General features: G+C 54.7%; 22 protein-coding genes and 3 pseudogenes. 3 read left to right on the plus strand and 22 right to left on the minus strand.

Annotation, left to right across the window (positions count from 1 at the left end):
• Positions 1-80: 80 nt before the first annotated feature.
• The 19 genes and pseudogenes from QME66_07385 to cysE form a co-directional block, all read right to left on the minus strand.
• Positions 81-188, minus strand: a pseudogene (locus tag QME66_07385) (alpha/beta hydrolase).
• A 254-nt stretch (positions 189-442) separates the two neighbouring features.
• Complete coding sequence (locus tag QME66_07390; protein ID MDI6808789.1) at positions 443-601, minus strand: hypothetical protein; 159 nt, start codon at positions 599-601, stop codon at positions 443-445.
• Positions 602-645: 44 nt separating this feature from the next.
• Complete coding sequence (locus QME66_07395; GenBank protein ID MDI6808790.1) at positions 646-957, minus strand: cupin domain-containing protein; 312 nt, start codon at positions 955-957, stop codon at positions 646-648.
• 76 nt (positions 958-1,033) lie between these two features.
• Positions 1,034-1,306, minus strand: a pseudogene (locus QME66_07400) (aldo/keto reductase).
• A 119-nt stretch (positions 1,307-1,425) separates the two neighbouring features.
• Positions 1,426-3,084, minus strand: coding sequence for an amidase (locus QME66_07405; protein MDI6808791.1), 1,659 nt, complete (start codon positions 3,082-3,084; stop codon positions 1,426-1,428).
• A 4-nt stretch (positions 3,085-3,088) separates the two neighbouring features.
• Positions 3,089-3,625: a hypothetical protein gene (locus QME66_07410; protein ID MDI6808792.1), complete on the minus strand. Its 537-nt coding sequence runs from the start codon at positions 3,623-3,625 to the stop codon at positions 3,089-3,091.
• A 406-nt stretch (positions 3,626-4,031) separates the two neighbouring features.
• Positions 4,032-4,334 carry a hypothetical protein gene (locus QME66_07415; protein ID MDI6808793.1) on the minus strand — a complete coding sequence of 101 codons (303 nt, stop codon included), beginning with the start codon at positions 4,332-4,334 and terminating at the stop codon, positions 4,032-4,034.
• 58 nt (positions 4,335-4,392) lie between these two features.
• Entirely contained in the window at positions 4,393-4,563 is a 171-nt protein-coding gene (locus QME66_07420) for a hypothetical protein (protein ID MDI6808794.1), read from the minus strand.
• 52 nt (positions 4,564-4,615) lie between these two features.
• Positions 4,616-5,467, minus strand: a complete 852-nt coding sequence (locus QME66_07425) for a patatin-like phospholipase family protein (protein MDI6808795.1) — start codon at positions 5,465-5,467, stop codon at positions 4,616-4,618.
• A 129-nt stretch (positions 5,468-5,596) separates the two neighbouring features.
• The gene (locus QME66_07430; GenBank protein ID MDI6808796.1) at positions 5,597-5,992 is read right to left on the minus strand and encodes a 4Fe-4S binding protein; all 396 of its coding nucleotides are present in this window, start codon (positions 5,990-5,992) and stop codon (positions 5,597-5,599) included.
• A gap of 31 nt (positions 5,993-6,023) precedes the next feature.
• Entirely contained in the window at positions 6,024-6,239 is a 216-nt protein-coding gene (locus QME66_07435) for a hypothetical protein (protein ID MDI6808797.1), read from the minus strand.
• Positions 6,240-6,287: 48 nt separating this feature from the next.
• Complete coding sequence (locus QME66_07440; protein MDI6808798.1) at positions 6,288-7,181, minus strand: homocysteine S-methyltransferase family protein; 894 nt, start codon at positions 7,179-7,181, stop codon at positions 6,288-6,290.
• Positions 7,181-7,819: a corrinoid protein gene (locus tag QME66_07445; GenBank protein ID MDI6808799.1), complete on the minus strand. Its 639-nt coding sequence runs from the start codon at positions 7,817-7,819 to the stop codon at positions 7,181-7,183. Before QME66_07445 ends, QME66_07440 begins: the two co-directional genes overlap by 1 nt.
• Before the next feature lie 364 nt (positions 7,820-8,183).
• A complete protein-coding gene (locus QME66_07450; GenBank protein ID MDI6808800.1) occupies positions 8,184-8,894 on the minus strand; it encodes a vitamin B12 dependent-methionine synthase activation domain-containing protein in 711 nt (236 codons plus the stop codon).
• Entirely contained in the window at positions 8,894-10,351 is a 1,458-nt protein-coding gene (locus tag QME66_07455) for a trimethylamine methyltransferase family protein (GenBank protein MDI6808801.1), read from the minus strand. Before QME66_07455 ends, QME66_07450 begins: the two co-directional genes overlap by 1 nt.
• Before the next feature lie 13 nt (positions 10,352-10,364).
• Positions 10,365-10,826 (minus strand): GNAT family N-acetyltransferase, encoded by a 462-nt coding sequence (locus QME66_07460; GenBank protein ID MDI6808802.1) that lies wholly within the window; start codon positions 10,824-10,826, stop codon positions 10,365-10,367.
• Between the two features lie 278 nt (positions 10,827-11,104).
• On the minus strand, positions 11,105-12,868 hold the full coding sequence (locus QME66_07465) for a metallophosphoesterase (GenBank protein ID MDI6808803.1): 1,764 nt from the start codon (positions 12,866-12,868) through the stop codon (positions 11,105-11,107).
• Positions 12,869-12,978: 110 nt separating this feature from the next.
• Entirely contained in the window at positions 12,979-14,502 is a 1,524-nt protein-coding gene (locus QME66_07470) for an aromatic amino acid ammonia-lyase (protein MDI6808804.1), read from the minus strand.
• A 46-nt stretch (positions 14,503-14,548) separates the two neighbouring features.
• Positions 14,549-15,391, minus strand: coding sequence for a serine O-acetyltransferase (gene cysE, locus QME66_07475; protein MDI6808805.1), 843 nt, complete (start codon positions 15,389-15,391; stop codon positions 14,549-14,551).
• A 376-nt stretch (positions 15,392-15,767) separates the two neighbouring features.
• Here cysE and QME66_07480 point away from each other — a divergent pair, with 376 nt between their 5' ends.
• From QME66_07480 to QME66_07490, 3 genes are read left to right on the plus strand one after another with little or no spacing between them, the layout of a single operon-like run.
• The gene (locus QME66_07480; protein MDI6808806.1) at positions 15,768-16,139 is read left to right on the plus strand and encodes a transcriptional repressor; all 372 of its coding nucleotides are present in this window, start codon (positions 15,768-15,770) and stop codon (positions 16,137-16,139) included.
• Between the two features lie 58 nt (positions 16,140-16,197).
• The gene (locus QME66_07485; protein ID MDI6808807.1) at positions 16,198-16,452 is read left to right on the plus strand and encodes a FeoA family protein; all 255 of its coding nucleotides are present in this window, start codon (positions 16,198-16,200) and stop codon (positions 16,450-16,452) included.
• Complete coding sequence (locus tag QME66_07490) at positions 16,449-18,164, plus strand: ferrous iron transporter B (protein ID MDI6808808.1); 1,716 nt, start codon at positions 16,449-16,451, stop codon at positions 18,162-18,164. The genes QME66_07485 and QME66_07490 overlap by 4 nt, the downstream gene beginning before the upstream one ends.
• Before the next feature lie 142 nt (positions 18,165-18,306).
• Here the strand turns inward: QME66_07490 and msrB are convergent.
• The 3 genes and pseudogenes from msrB to QME66_07505 all read right to left on the minus strand — a co-directional run bounded on the left by msrB (position 18,307) and on the right by QME66_07505 (position 20,167).
• A pseudogene (msrB, locus tag QME66_07495) lies at positions 18,307-18,687 on the minus strand (peptide-methionine (R)-S-oxide reductase MsrB).
• Positions 18,688-18,927: 240 nt separating this feature from the next.
• Complete coding sequence (locus QME66_07500; protein ID MDI6808809.1) at positions 18,928-19,803, minus strand: rhodanese-like domain-containing protein; 876 nt, start codon at positions 19,801-19,803, stop codon at positions 18,928-18,930.
• A 136-nt stretch (positions 19,804-19,939) separates the two neighbouring features.
• Positions 19,940-20,167, minus strand: a complete 228-nt coding sequence (locus tag QME66_07505; GenBank protein MDI6808810.1) for a methyltransferase — start codon at positions 20,165-20,167, stop codon at positions 19,940-19,942.
• Between the last annotated feature and the right edge of the window lie 33 nt (positions 20,168-20,200).

The raw sequence follows: 20,200 nt of genomic DNA on the forward strand, positions 1-20,200 counted from the left end.
GGTGCTCAAACCCTTTAATACCACAACTCCCGAGGACGATGGCACTCTTTTTTCAACCAAACTTATGCATAATTCAGGCTAGATGCGAGCTCGCGTGCCACCGGCGCCATCTCTCCGGCTGCGCCTGGGCCGCCGTGAATGACAGCCACATCGAACGGCCCCTTTCCGTATGTTCTAGGGTTCTTCATGTGTACCCTGCTGCGCTTCCGGTCACCCCCCTGGTCGCACTTCGAGATGTCCTTTCCCTCCTGCCGAAAATGTCGATCCTTCCTGTACTCGCTCACTCGAATTTGCGAACTCGGCCTTCTGGCCTCAGACAACTCAAATTCGCCCCCTTCGGGGTCGCTCTCTCGTCCAAGAAGGGAGTCCGGAGATTTTCGGAAAGTCGGTTCAAGGACATCTCGACGCCTGCCCTGCCGTGCGCGAACGGAACCGGTACCTCTTACTTCTGATCGGACTTCTTGGGACCGTACGGCAGACTAAAGAATGAGAAAAACGCAAACAGGCCAAACAGACCGAACAAGCCCGAGTGTCCTTCCGTCATTCCAAGCATGCCAAGCATTCCGAGAAAACCCAGGAATCCCAATGCTCTCAATCCCATTTTGTCCCCTCCGTTTCAGTCAAATACTCACCAGCGTCAGGACGTCAGACGTCCTCGACAAACACCACTCGCACTATGTCAGTAAGCACCTTTGCTCTGTGCCGGTGCTCCTTTCCTTCGGGAATGAAGACGCCATCTCCGGGCTCGAAGATGCTCACGTGGCCAGCGAACTCTATCTCGAATCGCCCTTCGAGAATATATCCAAAATGACCTTTCTCGCACCAATGAGGCTCCATTTCTTTGCTGTATTCAACTAGACGAAGCTGTTTTGAGCCGCTTCTTACCACCTTCTTGCGGACACCTGGCATGGAAGATTCCCACTCAATAGATTCGAAATCTATTCGATAGTCTCTCACTCACTCCCTCCGAAGCATGTGCACCTGTTCATATCTGATCCATTTCACAAAAAGCCGGGGACGGCACGCTGGCTCTTCCGCGCGCGTTCACATCTTCGCCAGTAGGAAAATACACCTTGCTGGTTATGATCACATCATCTCGGCAGTCTGCAATGAGTCGCCCGAGAATCTCTTCTGAGCGTCCCTTCTGATAGACGTCGGCGCAATCGAAGAAATTTATGCCGGCTTCCCGGCAGCGACGGAAAAGAGCGGCAGACGTGGATTCGTCGGCATCCCCTCCGAACGACATCGCCCCGAAGCATAAACTGGAGACTTTGACTCCAGTCCTTCCCATCAACTTATGTTCCATGGCACAGCCTCCCACCGCCGCCGGTCAGTTCCTGGCAAGAATATGACAATAGTCACCGCCTCCGCAACAGAGCATCTCGCGACCTCAGGTCAGCCGTCATCTCTGCAATATGGGTCCCATCACGCCCGCAAATCAGCCGTCGGCAGGAAGCGCGGCGGTTTGCGGAACCGGGTCGCCTTCTCAAACGCATGAGCCAGCTTGATGAGAACCGGCTCGCTCCACGCCCTGCCGAAGAACGAAATTCCAATTGGGAGACCAACGACACAGCCGGCCGGCACGGTGATGCTCGGGTATCCGGCCACGGCGGCCGCGGTAGAACTCCCCCCAACATAGTGATCACCGTTTACTAGATCGGTAAGCCACGCAGGTGCGCCGGTCGGCGCCACAAGCGCATCGAGCTTGAATTTGTCCATCACTGCATCAATGCCCTCGGTACGCGTCAAGCGGCAATCCTTCTCCAGGGCATCCAGATACTCCTTGTCGGTCAGCGGTCCCTTGGCCTCCGACTTCTCAAAGAGATCTTGGCCGAAGTAAGGCATCTCCGTCCTTTTGTTGCGCTCGTTGAACAGTATGACATCCTTCAGTGAATGCACCGGTGCGTCCGGGCCCAAACGGTTGAAGTAGGCGCTCAGATCTGCTTTTAGCTCATAAAGAAGCACAGTCAGCTCTGAATCACCAATCTGGTCGAGAGTCTCAATGTCTGCGGGATCGACAAGGGTTGCGCCGTGCTGCTTCAGGACGTCGAGCGCGTTGCTCATGAATATATCAACGGTTTCGTGAAAGCCAAAAGATTTCCGGACTACTCCGATTCTGCTTCCTTCCAGGCCTTTCGGATCCAGAAATTGTGTGTAATCGGCGAAGGATTTTCCCTGGCTTCCCGCTGTCACACCATCCTCCGGGTCGGCGCCGGTGAGAGCGCCGAGCAGGACTGCCGCATCCCGTACCGTGCGCGCCATCGGGCCGGCGGTGTCCTGGGTGTGAGAGATCGGGATCACCCCGGTGCGGCTTACCAATCCGACGGTCGGCTTGAGTCCGACTATACCGCTGGCCGATGACGGACTGACGATCGAGCCATCGGTCTCCGTGCCTACCGCCACGGGGCAGAGATTCGCGGCAACAGCCACTGCCGAACCGGAGCTCGAACCTGAAGGATTGCGGTCCAATGCGTAAGGATTCTTTGTCAGTCCCCCGCGTCCGCTCCATCCGCTGGTAGAATGACTCGAACGAATGTTGGCCCACTCGCTCGGGTTCGTCTTTCCCAGGATGACCGCGCCGGCGCTGCGGAGCCTCTGCACCAGAAACGCATCAGCAGGCGGCTTTGCGCCTATAAGAGCCAGCGATCCGGCTGTGGTCGCCATGCGGTCCATTGTATCGATGTTGTCTTTGATGAGCACTGGAATGCCGTGCATCGGCCCGCGTGGTCCCTTTCCTTTTCTTTCCTTGTCGAGTGCATCGGCGATTGCCAGAGCATCAGGGTTCACTTCTATCACGCTTCGAAGCGCCGGGCCCTTCCGGTCGAGAGCCTCGATCCGCTCCAGATATTTCTCCGTGATTGAGCGGGCAGTGTGCCTCCCTGAACGCATCCCCTCAGCAAGCTCGAAGATGGTAATCTCTTCGAGGTCCGGAGACCGGGGTTTTGAGGTGGAGGTGACAGATCCACCGATGCCTGCGAAGGCCGGGAATGCCGCCGCCATCATCCCTCCGGACAGCCCGGCTTTCAAGAACCCCCTGCGGCTGAAGCGAGTACGACTGCATTTGGAATCGTCATTTCCGCGCATGCCTTTAACCTCCTTTGTGGACCGCGTCTCGCACGGTCTCCCCGCGCAGATACTTGATCATCACACCAAGCGGAATTGCACAAGCCAACGTGACAAAAAAAACCATCATAAACGCGGCAACCCGTAAGTGCCCCATATTGAGTGACACTTCATCATGAGGAAGCTGACGGGTCATTGCGGACCATACGAATATCCCGAACAAGAAAGATCCTGCGACAGAAACCAGGAACAGCCAGGACATGACTTCGATGACAGTCCGAGCCCACGGCCGCAGTTTGAGGAGCGCCACTGCTGACGCGATGATGATCGCAGCCATCGCAATTTGAGCCATCGCGAACAACGCAAAATGGCGAATGATATTCATGAGTAGTCCGAATCCAGGGCCGATCTCCCCCGGGATACCGACCATGAAAGGGATTTGGGATACAAACGAGGACGAAGCCAGTGCCATCACGCCGCTAAAGACCATGTATGTTCCCGTGATAATCCAGGTCCACGCGATCACCACTAACCCGGTCGGTTTTCTTCTTACTTCAACCACGTTCCATCCTCCAGTCAGCGAGCGCTGGCGACGGACGCCGCCATGTGCGCCTGGGCTCGAGCAAGGTCGGCGACGCGGCCGCGCGGCAAGCAGGGTTGGAGATGTCCTTGAACCCACTTTCTGAAAATCTCTGGACTCCCTTCTTGGACGAGAGAACGACCCGAAAGGGACGAATTTGCGCTGTCTGAGGGCGAAGCCCGAGTTCGCAAATTCGAGTGACCGAGTTCAAGAAGGATCGACATTTTCGGCAGGAGGAAAAGGACATCTCAAAGAGCGATTGGCTGTCGAGCACCGGAAGCGCAGCCGGGCGCGTGCCGGGGAACCGGGCCTGGCCGGGCCAAACCGCCGGCATTTGCACTAGATTCTTGCCTCTATGGCAGCCGCGAGGCGCTCGATGTCCGCCATTTCATTGTAGACTTGTGCCGAGATGCGCACCCACAGAGCCCAGGTCGTTGCCGCTGGCGCCCACAAAATCGGCTACGACATCCGCAGCAAGACGCAATCTCGCGTGCCCGCTTGACGGCACGCCCGGAAGGGTCACGAGCTCTCGCAGGAGAAAGTGGGACGGCTGCCGCTCGATTTCATCTCGAATGGCCTGCTGCGCTTCAAGCACGCGCCGCGGCGGCGCGCCCACGGTCCCGTGGTTAAGATAGGTGGTCTTCGGATCGAGCATCCAGTGTTCAAGCATCTGACGGCCGAAGGATGTCAACTGCGGTCTCCTCTTGTCACTGCAAGTTGCCGTATCATGCTTGGCAACAGTATCTGTGCTATCGCAAAGATACTCCCAGGAAGTACGGCCAAAGCACCAAGGCCAGCACCGCCTTCCAGAAAGAAGGACCAAGAAACCCAACTGTAAAGAGCCAGCCCATGATCCAGATGGGGCCTATGATTGCGCCAACATCACCCGTTATCCCTCCGCTCTTCGTATGATCTCTCACCTCTACGTTCCTCCTTTCCGGAACTCCGCGCAAAGATTCCCCTTCACGCGTTTCAGGCGTCGCCTGAGGCAGGCCGCCCGGCAATCTCCCTTTCGATGAATGTCCTCAATTCACGAACGGCGGGCCCGGCCTGACTGAATACAGACTCAACCTTCGTGAAATCGAACATCGCCACGTCGCGAATCTCCGGATGAATGCAGATGTCCGGCCTCCGGTGTCTCATCTTCTCGGCAAAGGACGCCGCCTGCGTGATGTCAAAAGCACCAAGGATTGAATCAAGCACGCTCGGTACTCCGTGCTTGCCGGGAGTCCGGACCTTGGCCACATTCACGGCTATCGACAAATCGCACCGGCCCACGATGTGATCGTACGGTACCGGGTTCACAACACCTCCGTCCACCAGCACCCTGCCTGCTATTAACACCGGCGCGAAGACTCCGGGGACGGCTATGCTCGCCTCTATTGCAGGGAGCAGCTTTCCCGATGAAAAAGGCACTTCTTCAGCCCGCCAGAAGTCGGCAGCGATAACGATCAGTGGGATGTCGAGATCTTCGAAGGTAGTCTCGCGGATCTCGGCAAAGAGGGATTTCAGGAATCTATCGGTCTTGACTATTCCTCCACGCCCGCGCTCAAATCCGAATGCTTTCACCCATTTCATCAAATAGGATCTTTTCTTCAGCACGCCCTGCCATGTCTCGTGTTTCGAAATCAAGTGCTGCCTGATTCGCTCCTTGATCGTCTTTCCGGACATCCCGGACGCGTACAGAGCGCCAATGAGCGCACCCATGCTGCTGCCGGATATGATGCTCGGTTTAACCCCCAACTCGTCAAAGAGCTCCAGGACTGGCACGTGCGCCAGACCACGTACCCCGCCTCCGCCAAGGGCCAAACCGATTTTCTTCACACGCCTCCCCTGCAGAACGCTTCTATGACGCGCAGATAAATGTCTGCACATTGCCGGATACTGGGCAGATCCGTCCATTCCTCGACGGCATGCGACCCACCGGCGGCCGAGCCGCACGCCGGCATACCATCACCCTCTAAGGACCATCTTAATACAGTCCTCCGGACAGACATTGAGGCAAAGCCCGCAGCCATAACAGAGGTCTCGTGCTTCTTTAAGCTCGCCGCCGTTTACCGTTCGGGCTTCGAAGTAACAAACATCTGCACATACCCCGCAGTGGTTACAAACATCGAAATCAGTTTCCGTGACAAGCTCACCCTTGTCGCACTTCTCATTTGGGTCCAGGAAGTACCCGCAGCAATCGTCGCAACAGAAGCAAATGCCGTCTGAATCCGTCCTATCCTTGTTGCGGAACGGCCGTGCCACAAGGTGTTTGACGTGAGCTTCATGCAGAATCTCCATCACATCTTCCAAAGCGACTTCCTTCTTTCCCGAGCCGCTCCCGGAATCGTCGGGATTAAACATCAGGCAGACATCCAGCTGTGAACGGGCACACTCACGGGTTGAGATTGTCTTTGGTAATGCTGCCGGTAATCAGCATTGCCCCCTTGCTTCCTTGCGCACCGCCTTCCACTCTTTGAATCTTGGCAGTTGATGTTCCACCCATCATCGCATCCGTAGAAATACTCCAGCCCGAGCCAAAATTGGCGCTGACCTGCTCGGCTTCAAAATCACTGACCAAGCCGGATTCTGACCCGGCCGGTGGTGTCATGCTTTTCTGAAGCTCAAGAGCTGCCCTCGCGACCTTTCAGAATTGCGACTACCGAGTCTTCTCATGCCCCACTCCTTTTCGCAAAGCAGCAATGTGCTCAGGTGTTGTCCCGCAGCACCCGCCGATGATCTTCACTCCCATCTTCATCAGGGTATGGCTGTGTTTGGCCATGAACTCCGGGGATTCTGGGTAAACAGATACGCCGTTCTTCAGAACCGGCAAACCTGCATTCGGCCGGATAGCAATCGGCAGCGCCGAATTGTCAATAAACTCTCCGGCGATCTTCGTCATATTCAGTATCCCGTTCCCGCAATTTGATCCAATTATGTCGGCGCCGGCATGTGTGAGACCTTCAATTGCCTGCCCAATGCTGGTCCCCATGATTGTGTGAAATCCTCTTGGACCCGCATCGAACGTCATGGTTGCACACACTGGAACCGAAGAGGAGACAGACCTCGCAGCCTTGATTGCAAGAGTTGCCTCGGTAAGGTCGGTCATTGTTTCGATGCAAATCATGTCAACCCCTTCTGCAATGAGCGCCTCCATCTGTCTCAGGAACGAATTGAACACCATATCTGCACTTGTATCGCCATAGGGCTCGAGTACCTTGCCGCAGGGGCCGCAAGATGCAGAAAGATAGGCTTGGTCTCCAAGCACTTCTCTTACGGCGGAAACGGCCCGCGCATTGATTTCCTCAGTCCTGCCATCCAGTGCATAGGACGCAAGCTTGAGTGGAGAGCCGCCGAAAGTGTTTGTTTGAACAATCCCTGCTCCCGCCTCGAGGTAAAGCCTGGCAATTTCGCTCAGCACGTCCGGTCTCTCAAGGTTAATCCGCTCGGGACAATCACCCGGTTTCAGTCCTCGCTCAAGCAGCATAGTTCCCATCGCGCCATCTGCAATGACGACGCCTGGCAGCTTCAATCTTTCAAGCAGCGGCTGCATCAGGTCCGTCCTAGAAATTTCTTCACCTGCTCAACGGCGTTCACGCCGTCGAAACAGTATGCGTCCGCCCCGATCTCGTTGGCATACTCTTGAGATAAAGGCGCTCCACCGACGATGATCTTCTTCTTGCCGCAGATTTGCCTTTCCCGTGCCAGCTCGATCACTCTCTTCATCACGGGCATTGTCGTTGTGAGAAGAGCCGACATGCCAATTATGTCAGCATCTCCCTCAACCGCGGTATTGATGAATCGCTCGGGCGGAACATCGTTGCCGAGGTCGATGACCTCAAAACCGGCGCCTCTGAGCATAATGCCGACAAGGTTCTTCCCAATATCGTGCAAGTCACCCTGGACAGTACCGATGACCACCTTTCCGACGGTCTTGATTCCTTCTTTCGCAAGAATGGGTTTCAGCAGATCCATTCCTGCATACATCGCCTTGGCGGAAAGAAGCACGTCAGGCAGGAATACCTCATGCTTCTTGAATCTCTCTCCCACGGCTGTCATCCCGGCGATAAGACCATCATCCAGGATTGTCCTGGCCTCAAGCCCATCTCCTATTGCCTTCCGGGTGAGCTCGGCAACTCTCTTGGCATCCCCATTCTGAAGGCCCTCGGACAATTCCCTTATGATCTCCATACTCGTTCCTTTCTCCAAGTTGTCTCGTGAAAAAGTCACTGCCAGGCCGCCACTACGTCCACGCGGTGTTTGTCCGGCAATAGCCCTTGATGCGACTGAGCCGTGAGCCGGCTCCGCTCCGGGATGACCCATCTGCAGGCTCGCCAGGCGCTAGTCTTCGAGATGTCCTTTCCCTCCTGCCGAAAATGTCGATCCTTCTCGGGCTCGCTCACTCGAATTTGCGAACTCGTCCTGCGGACTCAGACAGCGCAAATTCGTCCCCTTCGGGGTCGCTCCCTCGTCCAAGAAGGAAGTCCAGAGATTTTCAGAAAGTCGGTTCAAGGACATCTCCAAGCCAGGCGGCAAACATCCGCGCCACCGATGCCTAGTCGAACAGCTTCTTGATGCGCTCCTGACAATCATGCGTTCCGCAATCCCGGCAAAAGGAGAAAACATCTTCAAACTTAAAGATATCCTTCCTCCCCACTATGATCACACCGCTTATCGATTTGATCGGTTCCATGAGATAACTATCGTTAAGTGTAATACCGATCTCTTCCGGGTTAAGCACGCCGAACAATTTTTTCTGCGCGCTGATATCCCATCCGCAGTAGCCTGGGCTGAAGCGAAGGGTACCTTGCCCTTCATTCAGCCGGCCGCTGTCTTTCAATTGTTTGTGGTAGAAATCTTCTACAGCTTGGGCTGTCATCTCAGTGCCTCCGGAGGCGGCCGAATCGAGCATTGAGCCGAACGCAGAATCTTTCTCTCTGAACATCCGGGAAATCTCATTGCACACAGATTCCCCGATCGTTACGACAAAAAGTGCGAGGGCATCCGAAGCCTGATAGATGGGACTCACGGGCGATTCATCTTCGTTCCGGCCCTCTCCCTCAAAGACAATCTTGAATTCGTCCCTGGCGATTTCCATCACAACCCCGGCCGGCTGCGCTTTCTCTTCAAAAACCAGACGGGCATCCTGTGCCAGTTGCTTGGTTCTGGCATCAGGTTCTGAGGATCGGGGAATTCCCTGACCTTCAAGGACAGCACTGAGGGAAGGAATCACTTCCTGAACCGGGATGTGGAGGATTCTGCGCATTAACGGTCCTGAGGCAATTTCTCCATCCCGAAACGCCGCGCTTCAGCCAGCATCAATCGCGTAAGCTCCTTTTGAGTGTCGTTCGGAAGACGTGTCGGCTCGCATGAATCCTGAGCCTTCTCAACTTCGTCTGCGGCCCGCTTGTGCAGAGACAAGCTTCCCTCCTCATTCCATCTCATTCTGTTTGCCCTGCTTATCACCGGCCCGGGCAAATAGTCCTCGTCTTTGAAGTACTTCCGTGTGTGCTCGGCGATGAGAAGATGTTTTTCCTCTAGAAGTTCCTGAAAGATTGGCTCGGACGGGAAATCTTCCTTCGGTTCAATGCCCCGCAGCATTCGGAACGTCATTCCACAAATCTCATTGTCAACAATGAGCTTCTCCAGGCTGAAGCAGCTTTCGAAATCGAGCATTCCCGGTCCGGAAACATTGTTGATACCGGCAAGCGCAGCAAGCGTCATGCCCATCGACGATTCAAGCCCTGCCTGAGCGTCAAGGTCCTTTGAGTCGCTCAGTCCGATGTATGCCTGAGTGGGCAGCCCCAGATGCTTTCCGATCTCGTTGTAGGCACAGTCAATCATCATCGTGGCGACCGCACCCATAGGCGTCGTTTCATATCTGACATCAAAGAATGCGGGCGAGCCGCCATAGAGCGCTGGAGTACCGGGATTGGCAAGCTGGCTGATCACAACTCCACTGAGTGTCTCCGCCGTGTGCTGGATGAGCGTGCCGACAAGCGTGACGGGCGCCATGAAACCCGAAAGGGGCATGGAGATGTATTCCACCGGAATGGAAAAGGCTGCGCAGTCCAGGAGATTCTGAGAGGTGACATCACTCCACTTGAAAGGTGAAGTAGGACAGCAGGAGAAGATCGTCAGCGGCTTCGAGGCAAGATTCTTTGGTGAACCCCTTACCGCAAGCTGCAGGTCTCTCATGATTTCAAACGCTTCGACGGTGAACGTACCTGTCACAACCGGTTTTTCGCAGTTCATCAGGCTCAGATACAAGCGATAACTGTCGGAGATTCGTTCGTGCACGTCGGTTGGAATCATCGCTGTCGATTGCGATGCGATGTTCCGCATCCTGCACATCAGTTTTGCGTAGCGTATGTAATCGGACGTCACCGGCTTTCTGATCTTGTTAGTCTTACCGTCGAGGACATTGATGGCTGCCGATCCCGGCGTGAAGTTCACGTTGAGTCCCGAAAGATCGACGGCTTCGTTCCCCATCACATCATAGAGCTTGAATGAGCGTGGAGCAGACCTCAATGCCTTGTCGATGAGACCCTCTGAGAAATAAACACGGTGTGCGTTCTTGTCGATCCGTGCGCCGTGGTCTCCCAGAAGGGAGATGACACGATCGTTGTGGATCTCGACGCCGAGCTTGCACAAGATGCTCCTCGCCTCGGCAGCAATCTTCCGAATCAGTTCATCACTGAGGAATCTGACTGTCGGTCTCACCGGAGAGTCCTTTTTAGTCGAACAGTTTCTCGTACATTCGGTAATTCATTTCCGTCATGCCCAGTTTAGCATATGTCGCCTGGGCGGCGGTATTGTCCCGCTCGACATAAAGCCGGAGCCCACACACTTTGGAGGAAGCACCGGCCCTCTTTCTAACCGTCTCGTACAGAGTTCGATAGATGCCGCGGCGGCGGAATTCCGGCATCACGTACACACTTTGGATCCACCAGAACGCGGCATTCCTCCAGTCACTCCATTCGAATGTTACCATGAGCGAGCCAACCACCTTGCCGTCGACCTCGGCCACAATATAGAACCCGCAGTTTGGATTCTGGAGAACGGCCAGAACGCCGGGACGGGCTTTTTCATACAATAGCTGTTTGCCCTCGGTCTCTGCTGCTATGGCAGTGTTGAAACGCACGAGCACTTCCGCGTCGCTGAGTACTGCATCACGTATGCTGACGTTTCCGTTCATCACCGCTGCACTCCTTTAATTGGAGAACGATTGGCGTTCTGCAAAGGTGGCAGACCAACCCTTCATTCGCGTCACCGGCCCATTATATCCGAAATAAAAGAAAATAGTGACAGTCACCTATTTTCAAAGAATGGCAGAATGACGCGCTGGAAATGGTGCCTGTCACTATTTAGAAAGCAAAAGGGACCGGTGCAGGGCCGGCCCCTCGGTCGCAAATGGTTCCTTTCTATCGGCGAGAGCTTCTGCCTATATCGATTCTATGAAATAGGTGACTGTCACTATTTTACTACCACCAGCTTGGATGTGAACCTTTGACCGTCTACGTCAACCCGGCAGAAATACACACCGGGTGGAACATGATGCATCAGAGCATCTGTTGCATCCCAAGAATACGTATGTGTCCCGGCAGGAAGGTCTTCCCTTGCCAGACGCTTAACAAGCTGACCCTTGACATCGAAGATGGCAAGCTCTACGGATGCATTACTCCGCAGAGAGAATCTGATACTGGTTTCGGTCTCAAACGGGTTTGGGAAGCAAGACGTGGCAACAAGCGCCGATGACACCTGCGGCAGCTTCTCCTCTACTCCGGAGGTGGCATCTACCGAAACGCTCTTCGAAGAGCTGGCGAGGATGTCAACTCCCACGTAACAGATCACAACTGAATCCGATTGAACGGTCTGGATGAGATTCCCGTTCGTCACTGCATAGTTATAACCTTGCTTCATGTAGAACCTGACCATCCCGCGCTCAAATCTTTCATTGATATTGTTCACAATATTGGCGGTAACGTGAGTGGCAGTGCCGTCATTTGCGGGCGAGAACGAAATGCTGAGATTGGTTCCGCTCGACCCGGCGGAAAAAGTTGCCTTGGGAGTTATGGTGCTGCCGTTAATCCTTATCAGCCTGTATGCACGACGTCCGTCGCAGCAGGAATTCGTGGAGATATTGAGAGGCCAGCCGGTCAAGGAGCCTTTGTCCTGATGAATGTGTCCGTAAAGCGCGAGGTCCACTCCAAGCGAGGAGAGATTGAGCTGGCTCGAAAAGTCGTAATGGTGGAAAAGAATCTGAAGCAGGGTGCCCGAGGCTCCCGCGAGGTCACTGGAAAGCCAGCTAAGCTGCTCGGCCGTGAAACTCTGGTTGCCGTAGATTTCAGACCGCCATCCATCATAGTTTATGTAAGCTTCCAACCCGGTGAAGTGACATGAGCCATAGTTGAAGGAAAAGTTCTGCGAATGACCTTCGCCACTCGGCGGATTCTCCAAATAAGGCCACCCGAAGAATCTCCACCATGTTTGCCGTGCCGTGCCATCAGGCATCGGCGTAGAATCCCAACCGCCTATGTCGTGGTTACCGGCAGTGACATATACCGGCACCTCCAGTTCCGATAAGACCTTCTGAGTGCGCGTGAAATAGCGTCTGTACTCAAAGTCCTCAAGCTCACCTTCGTTTATGATGTCGCCGGTGTGAACAAGGAATGTTGGATTGATCAGGTTCAAGTCCTTCACGACCTCCCTGAAATCCACGAGCTCCGAAGAATCAGTGTCGGCTCCCGACTGGTAATAATAAAGATGTGTCGGCATGTGCGTGTCGGTCACGTGAACGAAATAGAAATTGGTATCAAATGCACTGATCACCTGGACCGCATGCTTGGTCATATCAGAGACCCCGCCCGAAGCTGCGACCGAGAGATTATAGAGCTCAAACGGGATGTCCGTAGGAAGAGTGGCTTTTATTCTCCATCGCGAAAGTGACGTGATGTACTGTGCGCTCGCAATGCTCAAAGGGAAACTAAGCTGACGAAAACCGAGAGATGCAGCCCAATCCGTCGTTGAACTCGAGGCCAGACACTCTATTCTAACGGTGTCGGTTCGAGTAACGATCGCGGGCACTGTCTGGATTGGCTTCATGATCACCGTAAGGGTATCCCCTGTCGGTGTATACGGAAGAGCATTTGCCGATGAGGCAATTGCGCTCGAGAAGACGGGCAGAAGCAGAAGAAATGCAATAAGATAGCTCAAAGAACGGGTGGACCTGCAAAACATGGTGAAGACCTCCGCTTTGGTGGAGACTATGTTGTTGGCTCCGTGCGTGGGGAGCACCAATACAACATTATACCATATAACGCCGCCGGCCGCCAAGAAATTCCAGGAAACTACTCCAAACTGCCTACTACCTTTTCCACTTCTTCCAGAATCTCGCACGATTTGACTAGCTCTTTCATCCGGGTGTGATCCGGATACAGCGGCCGGTCTTCGTCGAGATGCTCGACATATTTGCGGACGACACCCCGCGCCTTCTCCACGCCGCGTCCGGGAGTAAACTCTCGGAAGTCCAGCGCCTGCGCCGCTGCCATGAACTCGATGCCGAGGATCCCATAAGCATTATCGAGAATCTGGGCGTTCTTGATAGCCGTGTTCATACCCATCGAAACAAAGTCTTCCTGGTCGGCTGCGGCTGGAATGGACTGAATGCTTGCCGGCATCGACAGAATTCTTTGCTCCACGATGAGGCTGTCGGCGGTGTACTGGCTCAGCATCATGCCTGAAAACATTCCTGCCCCTTTGGTGAGAAATGCGGGCAGTCCAACGCTCAACGCCGGATTGGTCAGGCGATTGAGACGCCGTTCCGACAGAACGCAGACCATTGTGATTGCCGCCCCTGCCATGTCCATCGGCAGGCACACGGGTGAGCCCTGAAAGTTGGCGCCGGTGAGGGTCAGCCTGTCCTCCGGCAAGAACACCGGATTATCGGCCACTGCATTGAGTTCGATTTCCACTTGTCTCCTGGCAAAAGCGAGGGCATCATGCGCGGCTCCAGTGACCTGGGGAGACGAGCGCATGGAATAGGCATCCTGGACCTTTGTTTTGAGCTTTCCTGTTACCAGATCGCTCCCCGCGATGCATTTCATAATCGCTTTGGCGCTGCGAACCGCGCCGGGGAAGCCGCGCAGCTCGTGCAGCCTGACATCGTACGGCTTCATGTTGGCATAGAGCGCTTCCAGCGTCATGGCACAGGCGATTTCGGCTTGCTTGAGCCAGCGGTTCATGTCGTAGAGGTGAAGCGCGCTCATGGCGGCCATAAGATTAGATCCGTTGATTGTCGCAAGGCCGTCGCGCGCCTGGAGACCAGGGACAGGAATGCCGGCTTTGTCCAGCGCTTCCTTGCCCGGCAGGCACTTGCCTTGATAGTAGGCCTCTCCTTCGCCCATAAGCAGCAAGGCGATTTGTGACATCGGCGCGAGATCCCCGCATGCGCCAACCGACCCTTTTTGGCAGACGACCGGTGTAACGCCCTTATTCAACATCTCGACCATTGTCCGGGTGATTTCAGGACGGCAGCCGGATTTGCCGCGAGCGTGCACATTGATCCGGCTGGCGATGGCACCGCGCACGTATTCGATGGGCGCCGGTTCCCCAATGCCGGCAGCATGGTTGTAGATCAGATATCGCTGGAATTGCCTGACCTGTTCGTCGTTCAGCACGACTTCCGAGAACTCGCCGATGCCTGTGTTCACGCCATACATAATCTCGTGAGCTTTGAGTTTTTCCTCCAGCATTGCGCGGCACGTCTTGATTCTCTCCACCGCTTCGGGGGAAAGCTCAACTTGTTCACTATGGCGGGCAATCTTGACAAGTTTCTCAATGGTCAGGTTGGAACCGTCCAGAATTATGGCCATTTTCTATCTCCCTGGTGTGACGTTGGACGAGCTGGTGCTGTGCGGCTCATGGGCGCCTCTTACCCCGTCCGTGTGCAGGCGTTTGTTTCTTCCCGGAGTCGACTTCGATATGTTGATCCATCTGGAGCGCAGGCATTTTCGCTCTTGGTTTCCCTGCGATTGTGGCCGGGACACCCGCAACGGTAGTGTGCGGCGGCACATTATCCAGTACAACGCTGCCGGCCCCCACTTTCGATCCGTCTCCAATAGTCACATTACCGAGAATCTTTGCTCCGGCCCCAATGAGAACCCCATTCCCCACCTTGGGATGCCGGTCCCCGGTTTCCTTGCCGGTGCCGCCGAGCGTCACTTCGTGCAGCATTGAAACATTGTCGCCGACGACGGCAGTCTCTCCAATCACTAAGCCAGTTCCATGATCCACGAGAATTCCCTTCCCGATTTTCGCCGCCGGATGGATATCCACGCCAAATACTTCAGATATCCGGTTCTGACAATGCAGCGCAAGAGGTTTTCTGCTTTCAATCCACAGCCAATGAGACACGCGGTAGGCTTCGAGAGCATGAAATCCCTTGTAGTGGAGGAACGGTTCAGCCATCCCGCGGGCTGCCGGATCACGCTTCATGACGGCCGTGAGGTCCCGGCGAATCGCCTCGCGAATATCCGGCGAAGCGTGAAATGCCTCGTCAATCACTTCCCTAAGGGACATTGTCGAGAAGTGCGGAGACGCAAGTCTCCCGGCGAGGAGGAAAGAAAGCGCATCTTCGAGAGACTGATGATTCAGAACTGCTGCATGCAGGTAACTGGCCAGCATGGGTTCCGAATCCGCCATCCTGACAATTTCTTTCCGGAGAGTGCTCCAAACCGAATCGCGCTTACTCTTCTTGTTCATGTTAGCCTCTTTTTCATCCACACTTCAGTCCGACGGATAGTGCTCAACGGCAGACTGTACTATCCCTGCGGCCTCCTCGCCAGCGAAACTTTCGATGAAAGCGAGCATAACGTCCCACAGCGCAATCAAGAAGAAGTATCGCACGTGCGCTTTACCTGTGCAAGCCTGGCGAAGAGGCGGATGCAGGCCGGAACAAGCAGGGCTCCGGCATTCTCCTGGAACGCGCGATCGGTCAAAAGAAACACTTGACAACAGATAATCATGACTTTATACTTTATTGCAAATGCAAACCATTAGCAATAAGTCAACAACAAGACGGCACCGGGTCAGTCGTGACACATTGAGCACAGCCGGCACCAGGGCTACCAAACAGCGGATGCTGATCCTTGAGATCGTCCGCCAGGGAAAGGGACACCTTGACGCCGATGACATCTACCGCCAGGCACGTGTTGAACAGCCCCGCCTTAGCCTGTCCACCGTCTATAGAGCCCTTCATGCGCTGAAGAGGCTGGGGTTGACTGAAGAGGTCCACATCGACGACAGCCATCATCATTATGAACCAAAGCAACCTGTTGAGCATCACCACCTGGTGTGCCTCGGGTGCGGACGCGTAATTGAATTCAAGTATCCACTGGCCCATCAGATGAAGAAGGCTGTTCCCGACGCCAGGAACTTTGACATAGTCAACACCGAGATCCGGGTGACCGGTTACTGCGCCGGGTGCCGCCGGAAGAGAAAAAGAACTTAATCCGCGATGCAAGTACGAGATTTCCACCTGATACGGAAAGGGACAAGGAGCATGACGAATGACTGACAAAAAACAGATGACTCTAACTCGAATGCAATCGGGCCGCGGCGGCGTAGTGGTCCAAATTGATGGCGGATGCGGTCTCGTCAGCCGGCTTGATGCCCTGGGAATCAGACCGGGCAGGAGAGTAACCAAGGTCAGTTCAATGCTGATGCGGGGACCGGTGACAATAGAGATGAATGGAGCGCGGGTGGCAATAGGTTTTGGCATGGCCAAGAAGGTGATTGTTGAGCCGGATGGCGACCGGGAATGAGAATACTGCTTATAGGTAATCCCAACGTCGGAAAGAGTGTCATCTTCTCCCGTCTTACCGGCATTCGCGTCATTGCCTCCAATTATCCGGGAACGACGGTGAGTTACTCCCGCGGGTTTACGAAAGTCGGACAAGAAACTGCTGAGGTCATTGACGTCCCCGGCACCTATACGCTTGACCCGACCTCGGAAGCTGAGCAAGTGGCCTTGCGCATGCTTGATACCGGAGACATTGTAGTCAACGTAGTCAATGCCACCAATCTGGAGAGGAATCTCTATTTGACGCTCCAGCTATTGGAGAAAAAGATTCCGATGGTGATTGCCTTGAACATGTGGGATGAGACCAGGCATCGCGGAATAAGAATCGATTTGCAGAAGCTGACAGAGCTTCTGGGCGTGCCGGTCATTCCCACGGTAGCGACTAGCGGGCAGGGAATAAAGGAACTTGTCGAGAACATTCCCAACGCCGCCTCTCCCGAGACTCCTTCCCGCAGCCGCGATGAGCGTTGGGTTGCGATCGGCAGCATAATAGACCAGGTTCAACAGGTGACTCATCGTCATCACACCTGGTATGAGCATCTGGCCGACGCTAGCGTGAATCCTTTGGCCGGCGGACTGATAGCATTGGCCGTCTTAGCCGGTGTTTTTTTCGTTGTCCGCCTCATTGGCGAGGGCCTGATTAGTCACGTTTTTGACCCTTTGTTCGACCGCCTGTGGGCGCCCGTAGTACTCAAACTGAGCCAGCTCATGGGAAGCGGCGGATTCATCCACGATATTATTGTCGGCAAGATAGCCGGTGAGAAAATAGACTTCCTGACATCATTCGGATTATTGACAACGGGGCTCTACATAGAATTTGCCGTGGTGCTGCCTTACATCCTGTCGTTCTATCTGGTGCTTGGTGTGCTTGAGGATACCGGATACTTGCCTAGACTGGCCGTTCTGATGGATACCATCATGCACCGCCTGGGTCTGCACGGATATGCCATCATTCCCACCCTGCTAGGACTTGGCTGCAACGTGCCTGCTATCCTGGCTACCCGAATCCTGGAGAGCAAAAGGGAGCGATTCATAGCCGCAGCGTTAATATCTATTGCCGTACCCTGCGCTGCCCTGCAGGCAATGATCATTGGCCTGGTTGGGAAGCACGGCGGACAGTATGTTGCCATCGTCTACGGAACATTGTTTGTGGTTTGGATTGGCCTCGGGATCATACTCAGCCATGCAGTAAGGGGCTTCACTCCGGAGTTGCTGATCGAGATACCGCCGTATCGTCTCCCGCCGGTGAAACTCACTCTGCAAAAACTGTGGATACGCGCCTATGGCTTTTTGAAAGAGGCAGTTCCCATAGTTCTCGGTGGTATCCTCGTAATCAATGTACTTTTTCTGCTAGGGGTATTTGGGGCCATAGCCGATCTTGCAGCGCCCGTAGTGACAGGGCTGTTTGGACTACCTAAGGAGGCAGTGATAGCCGTGGTCGTGGGATTCGTGCGCAAGGATGTCGCCGTGGGCATGCTGGCGCCCTTGGGACTCAGCGCCGAACAGTTGGTAGTTGCATGTGTTGTGCTGGCCATGTTCTTCCCATGCATCGCCACCTTTGTTGTTCTTCGGCGTGAGCTCGGAGCACGAAATACGCTGATTTCAACAGGGATAATGATCTCTGCGGCTCTGATAACAGGAGGACTGCTGCACCTGATTTTGCAGACGAGGTAATGTTGCCGCTATATCCGTGACAGTCGTCTACTGGTCATTGAGACCATTCAGGTCGATGTGACAGTAGCCGCTCGGATTCTTGACCAAAAGCCGCCGCCTCAACCTGGGACGGTATCGAGTCAGTAGGTGAGTTTTTCAACACAAATTGCATTGCAGCCGAATTAATGCAGTACCGAAGTCCGGTCGGCGCCGGGCCGTCATTGAAGACATGGCCCAGGTGTGCCTCGCATCGGACGCACAACACCTCGGTGCGGCGCATGCCCAGACTGTTATCAGGTCGTTCAATGATCTGGTGCGGATCAATCGGCTGAAAGAAGCTGGGCCATCCTGTGCCCGAATTGAATTTTGTGTCTGAAGTGAAGAGCGGAAGTCCGCAACACAAGCACGTGTAGATGCCCTGATCGCGGTTCTCATGCAGCGCGCCCGTGAAAGCGCATTCGGTGCCGCCCTTGCGCGCGATGGCGTACACATCCGGTGGAAGAGCTTTCTTCCATTGTTCATCCGTTAGGATCATTCGTTCCATGGTCACCACCTCTGATACCGTGCCGTTTCGTAATAACAATCTTCCTTCGAATGTTCTTTTCGGGACAGCCACCTGCTTTTGAGCAGAGCATCCGCCCGCAAAGAAGCCGAGAAATGCAGCGCAGAGAATCCATTGTTTCATGGTTTTCTTCTGCGAACCATACATGCCTCGTATGTCTGCCGAACGTCGCTGCCGATGCAGGTTGTCTATCCTAGCCTCAGCGGTACGCCACGATCGATTTTATTTTTTCGTGACTTCTACGGGCAAGTCTTCGTGCCGCGACCACTCATCAAATGATCCGTCGTACAGATGAACATTGTACCCGAGCATCTTCGCGGCTACATATACCGGGCAGGTGGCCCTTCCTGAGTAGCAATAGGTGATGATCTCGTCGCCAGTTTTGATTCCAGCCGATTCGAACTTTGCCTTGAGCGAATCCATCGGCAAGTACTTGTTCGTGCTGTCGAGTACCGCCGGGAACGGGAGATTAACTGCTCCCGGAATGTGACCCGCGCGAAACATGCCCACTCCGCCGGCATTGAATCCTTGCGCGGATCGACAGTCCACAAGACGAAAACCGGTCTTTCCTGATTGTGCCTTCACATATTCCAGGCCAACAAAGACTCCACTCCTGATCATTGGGGTGAATTTGACTGATTTGCGAGGCGTAATCTCCTTGATCACCGGCTTACCTTCAGCTTTCCATGCCTCAAGCCCGCCATCGAGGATGTACGCGCGATCGCCCAGACCCAGAAAGTCCAACGTGACGTACACTCTCGCCGCCGCAGCCGCGTCTCCCAGAACATGACAGATGACTATATTGCTGCTGTTACTGATACCCAACCCTTCAAGCAACGTATCGAGTTCCGCGACAGGCCGCACTTCGAAGCTCAACTCTGGGGTGGATTCTGTCATCCATCCCGGCCACAGGAATCTGGCGCCGGGAATGTGCTCGCGCGTATAGTCCGCTCGCAGACTGGCAACGTGAAGAACTACCAGGGATGAATCCTGCAGATGCTCACCAAGCCAACCGGGCGTCACGCGTATTTGATTCTGGAAACCGTATGAAGATCCAAGGCAAACAAGGGACGCAAGAATCAGACAGATTCGACGCATGTTCGATCTCCTTTTTTCTGGAGCGGGATGATCGGTTTCACCCGCAGACTTCAACGTGGAGGAATAGCTTGTCAACCATCGCCTTTGGTATTGTAGGTCACGGTCCAATATCCGGTTTCAGGATATTCTGTGTAATTTACGCTCTCCGCAGGATCGGCCGCCATCGCCTGACCTGGCGGCGATACGCATCGTACTCTTGTCCGAAGGCTCGCCGGAGAGCAGGCTCCTCGTACCACACCACAAAGAGATGAGCTGCGACAAGAAACAATCCAGTATAACCCGCAAGCGGCAGCGATTCATAAAAGAGTGCGGCGCCCGCAAGGGCAAGACCGGCGCCAAGATACGTTGGATTCCGCTTCTCCAAAATTGTCGTCGGTTAGCGGCATCCGGCGCCGCA

It is taken from the genome of Candidatus Eisenbacteria bacterium, assembly GCA_030017955.1.
Classification (GTDB): Bacteria; Eisenbacteria; RBG-16-71-46; order JASEGR01; family JASEGR01; genus JASEGR01.